At 63.9% G+C, this 12,793-nt stretch carries 12 protein-coding genes; 8 read left to right on the top strand and 4 right to left on the bottom strand.

The annotated features are described in order from the left end of the window. Positions 1–11 precede the first annotated feature (11 nt). Both XB14_RS06035 and XB14_RS06030 read right to left on the bottom strand, forming a co-directional pair. Positions 12–1,169 (bottom strand): amidohydrolase, encoded by a 1,158-nt coding sequence (locus XB14_RS06035; protein ID WP_077960750.1) that lies wholly within the window; start codon positions 1,167–1,169, stop codon positions 12–14. 155 nt (positions 1,170–1,324) lie between these two features. Then, a complete protein-coding gene (locus tag XB14_RS06030; protein ID WP_179119539.1) occupies positions 1,325–1,861 on the bottom strand; it encodes a hypothetical protein in 537 nt (178 codons plus the stop codon). 155 nt (positions 1,862–2,016) lie between these two features. On the opposite strand from XB14_RS06030, the gene XB14_RS06020 reads away from it, so the two are divergent. Continuing rightward, complete coding sequence (locus XB14_RS06020; protein WP_179119538.1) at positions 2,017–2,565, top strand: putative immunity protein; 549 nt, start codon at positions 2,017–2,019, stop codon at positions 2,563–2,565. Here XB14_RS06020 and gcvA read toward each other — a convergent pair. Beyond that, positions 2,502–3,410: a transcriptional regulator GcvA gene (gene gcvA, locus XB14_RS06015; RefSeq protein ID WP_077960746.1), complete on the bottom strand. Its 909-nt coding sequence runs from the start codon at positions 3,408–3,410 to the stop codon at positions 2,502–2,504. The two genes, XB14_RS06020 and gcvA, sit on opposite strands and share 64 nt — an antisense overlap. A 121-nt stretch (positions 3,411–3,531) precedes the next feature. On the opposite strand from gcvA, the gene XB14_RS06010 reads away from it, so the two are divergent. From XB14_RS06010 to XB14_RS05995, 5 genes are all read left to right on the top strand, one after another. Beyond that, complete coding sequence (locus tag XB14_RS06010) at positions 3,532–4,236, top strand: SDR family oxidoreductase (RefSeq protein ID WP_077960745.1); 705 nt, start codon at positions 3,532–3,534, stop codon at positions 4,234–4,236. A 448-nt stretch (positions 4,237–4,684) separates the two neighbouring features. Further along, complete coding sequence (locus tag XB14_RS06005) at positions 4,685–5,191, top strand: GNAT family N-acetyltransferase (protein WP_419178565.1); 507 nt, start codon at positions 4,685–4,687, stop codon at positions 5,189–5,191. Positions 5,192–5,405: 214 nt separating this feature from the next. Beyond that, positions 5,406–5,549, top strand: a complete 144-nt coding sequence (locus XB14_RS33095; protein ID WP_179119537.1) for a hypothetical protein — start codon at positions 5,406–5,408, stop codon at positions 5,547–5,549. Between the two features lie 299 nt (positions 5,550–5,848). Beyond that, positions 5,849–6,571 (top strand): hypothetical protein, encoded by a 723-nt coding sequence (locus tag XB14_RS06000; RefSeq protein WP_077960744.1) that lies wholly within the window; start codon positions 5,849–5,851, stop codon positions 6,569–6,571. 12 nt (positions 6,572–6,583) lie between these two features. Beyond that, positions 6,584–7,783, top strand: a complete 1,200-nt coding sequence (locus XB14_RS05995; protein WP_077960743.1) for a helix-turn-helix domain-containing protein — start codon at positions 6,584–6,586, stop codon at positions 7,781–7,783. 18 nt (positions 7,784–7,801) lie between these two features. Here XB14_RS05995 and XB14_RS05990 read toward each other — a convergent pair whose 3' ends face one another. Further along, positions 7,802–8,704 (bottom strand): LysR family transcriptional regulator, encoded by a 903-nt coding sequence (locus tag XB14_RS05990; RefSeq protein ID WP_077960742.1) that lies wholly within the window; start codon positions 8,702–8,704, stop codon positions 7,802–7,804. Between the two features lie 297 nt (positions 8,705–9,001). Here XB14_RS05990 and XB14_RS05985 point away from each other — a divergent pair, with 297 nt between their 5' ends. After that, entirely contained in the window at positions 9,002–9,775 is a 774-nt protein-coding gene (locus XB14_RS05985; protein WP_077960741.1) for an SDR family oxidoreductase, read from the top strand. Positions 9,776–10,478: 703 nt separating this feature from the next. Then, on the top strand, positions 10,479–12,770 hold the full coding sequence (locus XB14_RS05980) for a mechanosensitive ion channel family protein (protein WP_077960740.1): 2,292 nt from the start codon (positions 10,479–10,481) through the stop codon (positions 12,768–12,770). Positions 12,771–12,793 lie beyond the last annotated feature (23 nt).

Genomic DNA, 12,793 nt, shown 5'->3' with positions numbered 1-12,793 from the left:
CCTCTCCCGGTTCAAAGCGGCATCGCACGCTCCACGATGGCCCTGAAATAGGCCACGCCGAAAGGGATGGCATCGTCGTTGAAGTCGAACCGCGCATCGTGGACCGACGCGCTGTCGCCATTACCGATCAGCATGATGTTGCCGGGGCGGGCCTCGAGCATGAAGGCGAAGTCCTCCGAGCCCATCAGCGGTTCCATCGCATCACTGACGTTGGCGTCCCCGACAAGCGACCGCGCAACCCCGACGGCAAAGGCCGTCTCCCGCACATGGTTGATGGTTGGCGGAAACAGGCGCTTGTACGTCACGGTGGCGCTCGCCCCATAGGCCTCGGCAACCTTCTCGGCGATCGAGGTCACGCGCGCTTCGATCAGGTCCCGAACGGCGGGATCGAAGGTCCTGACCGTCCCGCCCATTTCGGCCGATTGCGGAATGACATTGCCGGCCTTGCCGCCCGCCATCCAGCCGACCGTCACGACGGCGCATTGGCGCGGATGGACGTTGCGGGAAACGATCGTCTGAAGGGCGAGCAGGATATTGGCGCCGACGACCAGCGGATCGACACTGGCATGCGGCGAAGCGCCATGCGCGCCCTTGCCGTCGATCCTGATCCGGAAACCGTCGGCAGAAGCCGCCAGCGGTCCGCTCGCCGTGGCAAACCCGCCGATCGGCAAGCCGGGCTCCGTGTGCATGGCATAGATTTCGGTGATCCCGAACCGTTCCATCAGGCCATCATCGACCATGGCCTTGCCACCGCCGCCGCCCTCTTCGGCCGGCTGGAAGACGACCACCGCCGTGCCGTCGAACGCGCGCGTCCCGGCAAGTTCCCGTGCAGCCCCCAGCAGCATCGCCGTGTGGCCGTCATGGCCGCAGGCGTGCATGACGCCCGCTACCTTCGATGCCCATGCCGCTCCGGTCGCCTCCTCGATCGGCAAGGCATCCATGTCTGCCCTGAGGCCGATCACCCTGCCACTCGACCGCTTGCGGCCATGGATAACGCCGACGACACCGGTCCGCCCGACACCGGTCACGATCTCGTCGCATCCGAACTCGGCGAGCTTGGAATGCACGAAGGCGGCCGTCCTGTGGACGTCGAATTGCAGCTCCGGATGGGCATGAATGTCTCGCCGCCACGAGACCACGTCGTCATACCCTCTATCCATCTCACCCATGGGAAGCGCCTCTTTCTAAGCTCCCGCTGCCAAGAACCTTGCACCGAAGGATAGAGAAATTGGAAGGGGGTGCAACGCCCGCGCGCTTGTCCGCGCCGGCGACACGTTCGACGCGGCAACCAGGACTTAAAAGGCATCGGTCGAGGTCTGGCCCATCAGCGCGCGAGCAAGGATAGCTTTGCCTGAAGCTCGGCCGCGCTGACGGCCGCAAGATTTGACCCACGGAAGAAGGCATCCCCGGTGACCTCCAGCCGGCTCCAGGGCGGCGGCGCCAGGGCGGTGAGCGCTTCAGCCGAACCGGCTTCGACCTCGGACAGGATCAACCCGGAAAGTGCGCCCTCGAAGACATCGATGCTGCAGGGCGTTTCCTCGATGTCGAGGCGATAGCGGCGCTTGCGAACCCTGTTTCCGGGCAGATGCGACAGGAGTTCGTATTCGCCGGCGGTCAGATAGATGTTGACGATCGGCTGAGATGTCATGTCGTCCGACGGGTATTTCTTGCAGAACTTGAACGCGGGCGGACGCCCGTCGCTGTAGGTGATCGCGCGCGCCCGAAGCCGGCTGCCGGCGACGTAGAGGTCCTCAATCGTCCGATAGTCGTGCTGCGACAGATCCGGACAGCGATCGACGAGAAAACGCCGCTCGCGCTCGATCTGCGCATATTTGGGGACCTCGATTGCGGGCGGCATCACCGTTCACTTCATCTCATCTTCGGGCGGGGCAAGCGCAACATAGCTCTGTGCCCGATCGCTGCAAGCTCCCCTATTGCCGGCGGCCACCCCGAGAACTCCGGCCTCCGCCTGGTGCCGATTGCGCCGTGCCGGCTTTCCATGCAAGGAACTTGGCCATGCCCCACCAACCCCGCCCGCTTCCGCTCACCGAAGACGATCTGCGCCATATCACCCGTTGGGCCGTCCTTAGCGCCGAGCGGGCCTTGCCGGTCTTCGAGGCCGCGGCACCAGCCGATCCTCGGCCGCGGCATGCGATCGCGGCTGCCCGCGCCTTTGCCGAGGGAGCGCCGCGCAGCACCACGTTGCGCAAGGTCGCCTGGGGCGCCCATGCCGCCGCCCGCGAGATCGGCGATCCCGCCGCCAAGGCGGCCGCCCAGGCGGCCTCGGCCGCTGCGGGTGCCGCCTATACCCACCCGATCGAAACGCCGCACCAGATCAATCACGTCCTTGCGCCCACCGCCTATGCCATCCAGGCGCTTTCGCTTGGCGCGCCGGACGAAGCCGAAGCCATCGAAAGAGAAGTGGAGCAGGCGCTTGCCGCGGCCTCGCCGGAACTCAGGCGCATTGTCGAAAGGATGCCGGGGCGAAAGCCGAGCCGACATCACGACGGGGCGCGTTCGCGCTCCTTCTTCGCCTCGTCGCTGAGCCAGGCGATCACGGTCTGAAGGCCGAGCGATTTGCGGTAGCGTGGCCAGACGAGATAGAAATCCGAAGGCCCCGGCATCACCGCCTCGAAGATGCGGATCAGCCGCCCTTCGGCGATATCCTGCGCCACGAAGTTGCTGTTGGCGAGCACGATGCCCTGGCCGGCAATCGCCGCCTCGATCGCGTGCGAGGTCTGGTTGAAACTGATGCCCTTGAACGCGGCCTGGGGGCTTTCGCCGAAATGCCGCTCGATGAATTCGGGCCAGAAGTTATGCGCATCATGCAGCAGCGTGTAATCGGCGAGCGCCTCCGCCGTCTCCGGCGCTTCTCCGCCGGCCATCAGCCGCGGGCTGCAGACCGCGATGGTCTCCTGCTCGAACAGCAGCTCGACCGCCAGTCCCGCGCCGAAGGGCGGCCGCCCGTAGCGCACGGCAAGGTCGACGCCATCGGCCTGAAAGTTCGACATGCGATCGGTCGCAAGGATATGCAGGTCGAGATCGCGATGACGGCTGGTGAAATCCGGCAGCCGCGGGATCAGCCATTTCGAGGCAAACGACGGCGTGGTGCTGATTGTCAGCCGGACCGGCTGCGGCTTCAGCCCGTCGGTCGCCCGCGCAATGATCTCAAGCGCCCGCCTGACATCGGCGATATAGGCCCGCCCCTCGCCGGTCAGCGCCAGCATGCGCGGCAGCCGCTCGAAGAGCTTGACCCCGAGTTCCGCCTCCAGCCCGCGGATCTGCTGGGCGACCGCCCCTTGCGTCACGCCGAGCTCTTCGGATGCCAGCCGGAAATTGAGGTGGCGCGCCGCCACCTCGAACACTTTCAGGCCATTCAACGATGGCAGTCGCCCCGGCGCATCACTCATCGAATAGTTTTTCTACTGCCATTTGAAAGCGAAACTGCTTCGCCGTCCCGTCCATGAGATGGTATTTCAATCGCAACGGCAGCACAATCGACGCAAGCCCGACAACAGAGAGGACCGAACCATGGCAGTAGAAAAAGTTGCAATCGTCACCGCCGGCGGCTCAGGCATGGGCGCCGAAAGCGCAAGGCGGCTGGCCGCCGACGGCTACAAGGTCGCAATCCTCTCCTCATCCGGCAAGGGCGAGGCGCTGGCCGCCGAGCTCGGCGGCATCGGCATCACCGGCTCCAACCAGTCGAACGACGACCTGAAGCGCCTGGTCGACGTGGCCATGGAAAAATGGGGCCGCATCGACGTTTTGGTCAACAGTGCGGGCCACGGCCCGCGCGCCCAAATCCTCGAGATATCGGACGAGCAATGGCACACCGGCCTCGACGTCTACCTGATGAACGTCATCCGCCCGGTCCGCCTCGTCACCCCGATCATGCAGAAGCAGAAATCGGGCGCGATCATCAACATCTCCACGGCCTGGGCCTTCGAGCCCTCGCCGATGTTCCCGACCTCGGCCGTCTTCCGCGCCGGTCTTGCCTCCTACACCAAGATCTTCGCCGACACCTATGCGGCCGACAACGTGCGCATGAACAACGTTCTGCCCGGCTGGATCGACAGCCTGCCGGCAACCGAAGAACGCCGCGACGCCGTGCCGATGAAGCGCTACGGCACCAGCGCCGAGATCGCCGCAACCGTCGCCTTCCTCGCCTCCGAGGGTGCCGCCTACATCACCGGCCAGAACCTGAAGGTGGACGGCGGCCTGACGCGCCACGTCTGAGCGAAGCCGCATCTGTCACCCCCGCCGCGCGCCCCACCGGGCGCGCGCCGGCCATTGGTGCGTCTCCAACGGAAGGCCTCACGGGCGTGAGCGGGTGGTCATCGACAGGGTTGCGGCCGTGGACGCCGGAATGGACAGGACGGTTGTCGCCATTCAAGCGATGTTCGCCGATCAGCGAAGCATCGACCGGAGGCCATCCTGACACCGAGCGCCGCCCCATGCGCGCTCCTGCAGGTGCTGCCCGGCCGGCCGGTTGACCACGGTGCGGAACTGAACCTATACCGGGCTCGCGCGCCTGAATTGCGCAGAGGAATTGTCGATGCTGGAGCTTGTTCTCACCCACTGAGCGTCTTGACCAGGACGCAGAACCGCGCCGCCACCGGCGAACGATATCGGTCGTTCGCAGTCGATGGCGCGCGACCATGGGTTTCAAGAACAGGTTTTTACAATGACCATCATCGACATACGCTCCGAACGGGCGACTGACATCGCCACCATCCGGCAAGTCACCAAGGCTGCCTTCGTCCCCATGGCCTACAGCAGCCAGACCGAAGCCGAAATCGTCGACGCCCTGCGCGACGCCGGCGCCCTGACGATCTCGCTGGTCGCCCTCGACCAGGGCGAGATCATCGGCCACGTCGCCTTCTCCCCGGTCACGATCGACGGCAAGGACATGAGCTGGTTCGGCCTCGGCCCGGTCTCCGTCAGGCCCGACCGCCAGAAGAGCGGCACCGGCGGCAGGCTGATCCGCGAAGGCCTCGCGCGCCTTGCCAAGACCGGCGCCAAAGGCTGCGTCGTCCTCGGCGAGCCCGGCTACTACAAGCGCTTCGGCTTCGAAAACCACGCCGCCCTGCGCTTCGAAGGTGTACCGGCCGAGTACTTCATGGCGCAGGCGTTCGAAGGCCCGGTGCCGGCGGGGCGCGTCAGCTACCACGCGGGCTTTGACGCCAGCTGATTGGCAAAGCGATCAAGGGGCGGGATGCGGAAACACATCCCGCTCCACCTCGCACCGTCGCCCCACCAGCAATTGATGTCCCTGCGTCCAGCCGGTCGCAACGACGGTCGTTCTATGTCCTCGCTTCGACGCCGCCGTATGAAAATCTCGCTATCCTGTTGTCTTTCTTGCAGAAGCTCCTATTTCCCGTCGAAATCGAACCCAGGAGCTCCGCATGAACCGAAACGGCCTCTATCTCGTCATCGCCTTGCTCGCCGTCGCCGTCGTCGGCCTCGGCCTCTACGTCTACCAGGAAGAGACGAAGCCGGGCGTCGAGATCAAGATCGGCCAGGACGGCGTTTCGGTTCAGGAAAACTAGGCGTCAGCAACGCGCCTCGACGACAAGGGGGGGGCGCGCTAGGGATGTCCCTGCGCTGGCGCCGTCGGCGGCGCCAAGTGCGGTCACCACGCCCAAATCGTCTGCTACCTTTGGCGCTAAGGTAAGCACCAATGCAACTGAGCTCCGTCATGCGCAATCGATCGGTTGATTATCTGGGGACAATCCTTCGCTCCAGTCCGAGAAGGTGGCAAACGTGACAGCCTGAGCTTGCAAAATGCAAAAAATTGTGGTCAATTTCTTCTTAATGCAAAACTGATTGGTTTGTTTAAGGAAGCCATATGATCAGCGATGAGCGCGCATTTGAAATTGAGACGGCAATCCGTCGAGATCTTCCCCGCAATGTCTTAGTGGAGGTCAAAGAGTTTTTTCCGCTCGCGGCCCAACAGGCGGATGCGGCTATCAGCATGTCGCATAACGCTGTCGCAAATGGCGTCAAACTTTCGAGACAACGGCAAAGCAAAACAACGGGACTTTTCAGACACAACATTATTGATGAGGCATTTGAGCAAATTCTCGTGCGGAATGGCGGCGAGTTTGTGAAATCTGTTCCGGTCGAGTACGGCCCCGATGACATTCGTCAGGCGCCTGTGCATGTGACAACCGGCGTTTTCGGTCACACGATGGTCGGCTTCGCCTCCCACAAAGAGCTACAAGATGTGCCGGTGAGAAACGCCTCAAGGCGCGCGCTTTGCCACCAAAATCGCGGCCTTTCACCCGACTTCTTTCACCCGCCGGAAATGTTCAACGATCGGCAACGATTAGTTCTTATTATGGTCCGCCGCGACCCAATCGCTTTGGGAAAACTTGCCTCAATTAGCCTGTGCGTTGTGGACAGCCGTTTGGAAACGTTCATTTATCAGTCGGAGCTTGATGAGTTTTTGTCCGGCTACGGAGCGGAACCAAGCGGAGTTGGTAAGCGTCCTATTGAGTTGAAGGTCGTCAAACGCGGGTTCAAAGACACCCAGGGCGAATCCGCCCTGACCGATAAAAGCGAGAAGTAATTAGGATGAGAAGTGCGTAGTGGTGTGCAAACTTTTGTTGGGGCGAAGCTAGCGGAGGCAAGGCAGGCGCGAGGAATAACCTCACGCAAGGCTCTGGCCGACATGATGAGGCGCGCGCCCAGTACGGTTCAAAGGTGGGAAGAAGGCGACTCCTTCCCCGAACCACAAGCACTTACCGAATTGGCAACTATCCTCTCGGTGCCAGCTGATTACTTTCTTACTGAGCGCATTGGAAACGCAGGTCCCTCATTTTTTAGGTCGTTCGCCGGCGCGCTAAAAGGCGATCGTCTTATCCAGAAGGTTCGGTTGATGTGGCTGCAAGATGTCACCGCAGTCGCCGAGCACTATGCATATCTCCCAGAGGTCAATATCCCGAATCTCGTCAACGGTCAGAGCTTTAAGACTCTGCGCCACGAAGATATTGAAGATATCGCGGAAAAGGCACGTGCCCATTGGGGATTGGGGTTGCGGCCCGTCGTCGACATGGTGAGCTTCCTAGAGAGCATCGGCATCATCGTCGCAAGCGAAGAGATGGAAACTGACCGTCTGGATGGCTTGAGCCGCTGGGGAAGTGATGAGAGGCCATACGTGCTCTTGGCGAACGACAAACAGTCTTTCGCAAGACGACAGTTCGATGCGGCCCATGAACTCGCCCACATTCTCCTTCACCGCGACGTCTCGGAACAGGACTTCGAAGAGAACTTCAAACTCATCGAAGAACAGGCCCACAATTTCGCGTCGGCGTTCCTGCTGCCAGCAAGTCAATTTTCAATCGAGGTCGACAGCGCTGCAATTTGGGAACTGGAGCGACTGAAAGCGCGCTGGCGTGTCTCTATCAAAGCTCAAATCATGCGGCTTCAAAGACTGAATATAGTAGATCGCGATGCCACTACTAGGCTGTTTAAGATTTACAGTGCCAAAGGATTTGCCTCCAAGGGTGAGCCTTATGATGACGTCTGGCCGCTTCAGCGACCGTCTCTCCTGTCAGACGTCTTTAAAACCTTGATTGACGCCGGACAGATAAGCAAAGAAGAACTCCGTCACGATTTGCCTCTGCTTCCGCATGATGTTGAAAGCCTGTCGGGTCTACCTGCTGGATGGCTTTCGCTCGATACAGCGCGCATCGTAGAGCTCAAGGCGGCGGCTCCCGCTCGGCGTCGTTCGGATGAACACATTCTTGGCGCGCAGATAATCCCCATCAAGCGAAACTAGCGCCGCGCGCCGTCTCCCTCACGCCGCCATCACTCCCCGCATCAGCCCCTCTAGCCAGTCCGCAAACACCTTGAGCCGGCGGGAAAGATGCTGGCGGTGCGGGTAGAGCAGCGCCATCGGCATCGGCGCTGCATTGTGGTCCGGCATCACCGCGACGAGCCGCCCCTCCTTCAAGTGATCGATCACGTCATAGGCCGGGATCTGGATGAGGCCGAGGCCGGCGAGGCAGCAGGCGATGCTGCCTTCGGCGCTGTTGACGCTGACCCGGCCGGCAACGGCAACCGTGCGCGCCTCACCGCCTTCGATCCACTCCCAGTCCTCCACCCGGCCGCTCGAGGGCGAGGCATAGTTGACGGCGACATGGCTGGCGAGATCGGCGGGTGTCTTCGGCGTGCCGTGGCGTTCGAGATAATCTGGGCTTGCGACGTTGATCAGCCTGAGCGTGCAGAACGGCCGGGCGATCAGGCCGGAATCGGCAAGCGGCCCGACGCGCAGCGCACAATCGACGCTTTCCTCGATCAGGTGCACCGCCCGGTCGGTCATGCCGAGATCGATGTCGATGCCGGGAAAGCGTGCGAGAAACTCCGGCAGCGCCGGCGCCACGATCAGCCGGCCGATGCGGCTCGGCAGGTCGACGCGCAGCCGGCCGGTCGGACCGGAAGCGCTGCGGCGAAACAGGTTTTCCGCCTCGTCCACATCGGAAATCAGCCGCAGGCAGCGCTCGTAGAAGGCAGCCCCGTCCTGCGTCGGGGCCACCTTTCGCGTCGTGCGGTGCAGGAGCCGCGTGCCGAGCCGGGTTTCGAGCGTCTGCACCGCCGCCGAGACCGAGGAGCGCGGCAGGCCAAGCGTGTCGGCAGCGCGGGTAAAACTCGCGCTTTCAACGACGCGGGTGAAGATGCGGAAAAGCTCGATCCTGTCCATGGCGCCCTCGAAGCTTCCCTCATCATTGTTCGTGATTTCTGACAAGTCATGTCATGATCGGGCGCTTTATGCCAGCGACGCCGACGATATTCTCTCCCTTGCGATGCCTGTCGCAACCCGCCCCGGCGCATTGGCGGCGACACGGCCAGCGCTATTTGGAGCAAGGCACAGGCGTGCGGGACGGTCAGCAGTCGCACGGGCGGCGGGGACCGGAGCGGGGTGAAAGCTTCGCGGAACCGCGCTCCTTACCGCCGTGCCAAACCGGCCGCCTGCAGGCGGCCACAACAGGAGAAACCCATGGCAGACCACAGCATCAACGGCAAAACGGTTCTCATCGCCGGCGGCGCGAAGAACCTCGGCGGACTGCTCGCGCGCGATCTGGCCGAACACGGCGCCCGCGGTGTGGCGATCCATTACAACAGCGCCGCCACAAGGGCGGCGGCGGAAGAGACGGTCGCCGCGATCAAGGCGACCGGTGCCGCGGCCCACGCTTTCTCCGGCGATCTCACCAGCGCCGCTAATGTCGAGAAGCTCTTTGCCGATGCCAAGGCGGCACTCGGCAGCATCGACATTGCCGTCAACACCGTCGGCAAGGTCCTGAAGAAGCCCTTCGTCGAGATCACCGAAGCCGAATATGACGAGATGAGCGCCGTCAATTCCAAGTCCGCCTTCTTCTTCCTGCGCGAAGCGGGCAGGCATGTCAGCGACAACGGCAAGGTCTGCACCCTCGTCACCTCGCTGCTCGGCGCCTTCACGCCCTTTTATGCGGCCTATGCCGGCACCAAGGCGCCGGTCGAGCACTTCACCCGCGCGGCCGCCAAGGAGTTCGGCGAACGCGGCATCTCGGTGACCGCCATCGGCCCCGGCCCGATGGACACGCCCTTCTTCTACCCGGCCGAAGGGGCCGACGCCGTCGCCTACCACAGAAGCGCCTCGGCGCTCTCGACCTTCTCCCGGACCGGCCTCACCGACATCGAGGACATCGTCCCCTATATCCGCTTCCTGGTCTCTGACGGGTGGTGGATGACCGGTCAGACGATCCTGGTGAACGGCGGCTACACGACGAAGTAGGTCACTCCCGGCGTCGCGCCTCGGGCCCCTCATCCGCGCGGTGATGTTTGCCCCTCATCCGCCTACCGGCACCTTCTCCCCGCAAGCGGGGAGAAGGCAGCAAGTGGCACCGGGTTCGCCAAGCCCAAGGTGGAGCAACGCAACGGCGAGGTCTTGCATTCGAGCGTGCGCCCAGCGTTTCTCTCCTCGCCTGCGGGGAGAGATGTCCAGCAGGACAGTGAGGTCTGGCACCAGAGGGTGCGCCCAGCATTTCTCTCCCCGCCTGCGGGGAGAGATGTCCGGCAGGACAGTGAGGGGCAACGTCGGCCGCCACAAGCGGTCGAGCCCTAAACGCGGTGTGAAGGCCCGTACGCGCGGCAAGAAAACCGCCTTTCGTCCCCGCGGTAAGGGCTGCCACCTCATCGCCACGGGTAGGGTTGCCCCTCATCCGCCTGCCGGCACCTTCTCCCCGCAAGCGGGGAGAAGGCAGCAAGCGGCACTGGGTTCGCCAAGCCCAAGGTGGAGCAACGCAACGGCGAGGTCTTGCATTCGAGCGTGCGCCCAGCGTCTCTCTCCCCGCAAGCGGGGAGAGATGTCCGGCAGGACAGTGAGGGGCAACCCCACCAAGACCCTGCCACACAAAATACGATTGGAATTTTAGAGCGTTATGTAATGTGATGCGCAAGAGCGCGTCGCGCGCAACGGGTCTCGATGGGTGAATTTCATGGCGCATGTCCGCTCTTTCTGTCAGTCGCTCCTCGGCCTGGCGCTCATCCTGGCAGTCGCCCTGCCCGCCTTTGCCCAGACGGCGCCACCGCCGATCACCGTCATTCTCACGCCCGGCCAGAGTGCCGCCGAAATCGAGGAGACCTTGCGCGCTGCGGCCAAGGCCGGCGGGCCGGTCACGGTCGAATGGCGTGACGCGGCAAATCCGGCGATAGCAGGCGACGCGACGAAACCCGGCAGCGGAACCGGCGCGCCGGCGGCCGAAGCCGTTTCACCGGCGGCGACCGAGAGCGGCGCGGCAGCGCCCCCGCAAGGCGCTCCGGCTGCAGACCCGGAAGATTCCTTCGACACGCTTTCCGCCCGTTTTCTCAATGGCTTGCAGATGGGCCTTACAGGCATGTCCGGCATTGCCGGGGTGATGGCTGACGTTGCGGCAGGCATCCGCGCCGAAGGCTGGTCGGTCGCCTCGGTGGTGTCCCTCGCGGTACTGGCGATTGCCGCAGGGCTGGCCGCCGCCTTCGCCAGCCGCTCCCTGATCCATCGGCTCTTCGGCGCCTCCTTCGAGGTGGTCGACCTCTTGCATCGCATGCGCGCCTCGATCATCCGCCTCGGCTTCGATATCGCCTATCTCGTGATCTTCGCGGCCGTCGCCCACGGCGTTGCGCACCTGCTGCTCACGCGCGGCACGGGCTCGGCCGAGTTTGTCCATGCGCTGATCACGATCGCCGTCGTTTCCGTCGCCTATGCCGTCGGCGCCCGCTTCCTCTTTGCGCCGACGAGGCCCGAGATCCGCCTGCTCGACATCCCCCATCCGCGCTTCCACGCCAACATGCTTGCCACCTATGGCGCGATGAGCGCCGTCGTCGGCGCCAGTGTGCGTTTCGCCCACCAGCGCGGGCTGGAGCTTGCCGCCACCGATGGCTGGCTGCTGATCGGCGTCAGCATCCTCACGCTGGTGAAGCTTCACTGGTTCATCTGGGGTGCGGCCGATATCCGCGCGCTCTTTACCGGCGAGAACCCAGGCCCCGTGCGCCGCGCCATCGCTTTCGGCGTGCCGGAATTTTATGCGCTGAGCGCCATCGTGCTCTGGCTGATGAGCGTGATTGTCGCCGGCAGCCCCAACAGCGCGGCCTGGAGCTTTGCCGGCGGCACGACGCAGATCATCCTGCTCGCTCTTCCGATCCTCGCCTTCGGCATCCATTCGCTGGCCGGCGCCGCCGCCGAGCGCCGTCGCACGCCCGCCTCCTCCAGGCTGCATGCGGCGATCTCCGGCAGCATCCAGACGGCGCTTGCCGGTGCCACCTGGCTGATCGGCCTGCACATCATCATCGCGCTCTGGCGCCCCGTCATGGTCCAGAACGATACCGCCGCCGCCGTCGGCTGGATCGTCATCCTCGAGCGCATCAGCCTTGCGGTCGTCGCCGCCTGGGTGATCTGCAGCTTCCTCTGGCGCAGTTTCGAGGCGTTTGCGCCAACCGCCCGCGTGGCGCTTCCAGGCGAAAGCGAGGACGACACGATGATCCGCCAGCAGAGCCGGCTCTCGACCATCCTGCCGCTCGTCCGCAACCTCATCTTCGGCGGCATCTTCGCCGTCACCAGCCTCGTCGTCCTGTCGGCCCTCGGCATCAACATCGCGCCGCTGCTGGCGGGTTTCGGCGTATTGGGTCTCGCCCTCTCCTTCGGCTCGCAGACGCTGGTGAAGGACGTCGTCTCCGGCATCTTCTTCATCGCCGACGATGCCTTCCGCGTCGGCGAATATGTCGATACCGGCAAGCTCAAGGGCACGGTGGAGCGCATCTCGCTGCGCTCGCTCAGGCTGCGCCACCAGAACGGCCAGATCCACACGGTCCCCTATGGCCAGCTTCAGGCGGTGACCAATTACAGCCGCGACTGGAGCACGGTGAAGTTCGAGCTAAAATTCGAGCGCGACGCGGACCCCGAAAAGATCCGCAAGACCATCAAGAAGGTCGGCCTCGCCATGCTCGAAGACCCGGAGATCGGCGGCGAATTCCTCGTGCCGCTGAAGTTGCAGGGTATCCAGGACGTCACCGAAAACTCGCTCGTCGTGCGGCTGAAATTCACCGCCCGCCCCGGCAACCCCAGCATCCTCCAGCGCGAGGCGATGAAGCGCCTGCTACCGGCGCTGCGCGAAGCCGGCCTCGACCTCGCCTCCAACGCCGTCACCGTGCGCTCCGGCCCTGGCGGCGGCGCCGAGGCGGAGGCGGCCGCGGCAAACCTGGCGCTGGCGAAGAAGCCGGTGGCGCCGGAGGCGGCGGACGCCGACGGGTAGACCACGCTGCACCGCGTAGTGAT

This window comes from Ensifer adhaerens (assembly GCF_002007205.1).
Taxonomy (GTDB): Bacteria; Pseudomonadota; Alphaproteobacteria; order Rhizobiales; family Rhizobiaceae; genus Ensifer; species Ensifer adhaerens_D.
The sequence above is the reverse complement of the archived record's forward strand: the minus strand, read 5'-3'. Positions and strand labels throughout refer to the sequence as shown.

Excerpts from the sequence above, each read along its gene's own strand:
- gcvA (WP_077960746.1), bottom strand. The coding sequence starts at position 3,410 with ATGAGTGATGCGCCGGGGCGACTGCCATCGTTGAATGGCCTGAAAGTG.
- XB14_RS33095 (WP_179119537.1), top strand. The coding sequence starts at position 5,406 with ATGAACCGAAACGGCCTCTATCTCGTCATCGCCTTGCTCGCCGTCGCC.
- XB14_RS06035 (WP_077960750.1), bottom strand. The coding sequence starts at position 1,169 with ATGGGTGAGATGGATAGAGGGTATGACGACGTGGTCTCGTGGCGGCGA.
- XB14_RS05985 (WP_077960741.1), top strand. The coding sequence starts at position 9,002 with ATGGCAGACCACAGCATCAACGGCAAAACGGTTCTCATCGCCGGCGGC.
- XB14_RS06020 (WP_179119538.1), top strand. The coding sequence starts at position 2,017 with ATGCCCCACCAACCCCGCCCGCTTCCGCTCACCGAAGACGATCTGCGC.
- XB14_RS06000 (WP_077960744.1), top strand. The coding sequence starts at position 5,849 with ATGATCAGCGATGAGCGCGCATTTGAAATTGAGACGGCAATCCGTCGA.
- XB14_RS06005 (WP_419178565.1), top strand. The coding sequence starts at position 4,685 with ATGACCATCATCGACATACGCTCCGAACGGGCGACTGACATCGCCACC.
- XB14_RS05990 (WP_077960742.1), bottom strand. The coding sequence starts at position 8,704 with ATGGACAGGATCGAGCTTTTCCGCATCTTCACCCGCGTCGTTGAAAGC.
- XB14_RS06010 (WP_077960745.1), top strand. The coding sequence starts at position 3,532 with ATGGCAGTAGAAAAAGTTGCAATCGTCACCGCCGGCGGCTCAGGCATG.
- XB14_RS05980 (WP_077960740.1), top strand. The coding sequence starts at position 10,479 with ATGGCGCATGTCCGCTCTTTCTGTCAGTCGCTCCTCGGCCTGGCGCTC.